Genomic DNA, 1,373 nt, shown 5'->3' on the forward strand with positions numbered 1-1,373 from the left:
CGGCCAGGGCTATTGCGTAGTGGGGTTACTCCTGGTCACGGCGTCGATGAGGTCGTGTGGGCGGTGGTTGGCGCGTCGGGTGGCTTCGGCGATGTTGGTTGCACCGTTGGTGCGGTGGTAGCCGATTGAGGTGTTACGGAGCGTGGCGAAGACGGCAGGGCCGTTGCCGGTCCTGGCCCGGTGGGCGTCTTCACGTAGCGTCACGTCTCTGACGTGGTGCAGGCGATTCTCGATGTGCCATTCGGACCGGGCCCAGGTGCCCAGGTCGGTGGGCTGGGCCTGCTCGGCGGGCAGGGACACGGTCAGGTACGCCGTTTCGCGGGTGGTTCTGCCCTTGATCGTGCGGGTCCGGGTGATCCGGACGGCCTGCTGTGCGTGCGGAAAGCCCAACCCGCCTGGGGTGTGGATGGTGATTGCTTTGACGGTTCGGGTTTCTTTACGGCCGTGGCCGGTGTCGCGGGTCTGGTCTCCGACCGGGACCTGCGTCCAGGGTAGGGCCTTGAGCTGCGCGAACAGCTTCGGTTGGTTAGCCTTGACCGCGACCATCAGATGCCCTCCGGCGGCGGCGAGCAGCTCGGCGTGTCCGGTCTGGGCGTGCAACGCGTCCGCGACGACCAGGATGTCTGTGAGTGATCCCAGCTGGGCCGCGACCAGCCGCAGCAGCGGCGTGAACGCCGGGATTTCGTTGGACTTCGCCGCGATCTGCACCTGGGCGAGCACGACACCGGTGCTCGTGTCGTAGGCCGAGAGCAGATGGACCTGCCGCCCGTCGGGTAGCCGGGCACCGCGGACGACCTTCCCATCGACGGCGATGACGAGGCGCCACCGCCGTCCGGTCACCACCACCGGCGCCGCCCGGGCACGCAGCCACCGGGCCAACACCTGCGACAGCACCTCGGCGTCGATACGGATCAACAGCCGCCACACCGTCGTGGCTGCGGGAACCCGATCGGTGAACCCGAGTCGGTCCCACACCGATCGGTCCTGATCGCGCACCCAGTCGCTGATCGCGGCGAACGTGCACGCTCCGGCCAGCACCGCACACACCGCCACGGACAGGATGCTCACCAGCGGATAGCGCCGGCCCCGTGGATCGCGCGGGTCAGACACCGCAGCCAGCACCACGAACAGGCTGCGATGGTCACCTTCGGTGACCGCGGTAGGTAACGGCACATCGGTGGGTGGATGCGGCAGCAGGATCTCGGTAAGTGATGATGACATCGGCGGGTGCGGTCCTGTTCTGGATCATGGGTCTTCGCAAACTCCATGATCACCAACGGGTCGCACCCGTCCTACTTGGACCCTCACCCTCGCTGGATCCCACCCCAAACTCCCAGTTCAGACACCCTTCAACCGACTACGCAATAGCCCTG

At 66.9% G+C, this 1,373-nt stretch carries 1 protein-coding gene; it reads right to left on the reverse strand.

Features of this window, described 5'->3' with window-relative positions; genetic code table 11:
* Positions 1–9: 9 nt before the first annotated feature.
* The gene (locus F8271_RS31395) at positions 10–1,221 is read right to left on the reverse strand and encodes an ISAs1 family transposase (protein ID WP_225854900.1); all 1,212 of its coding nucleotides are present in this window, start codon (positions 1,219–1,221) and stop codon (positions 10–12) included.
* Between the last annotated feature and the right edge of the window lie 152 nt (positions 1,222–1,373).

Source organism: Micromonospora sp. ALFpr18c (assembly GCF_008868155.1).
GTDB lineage: Bacteria > Actinomycetota > Actinomycetes > Mycobacteriales > Micromonosporaceae > Micromonospora.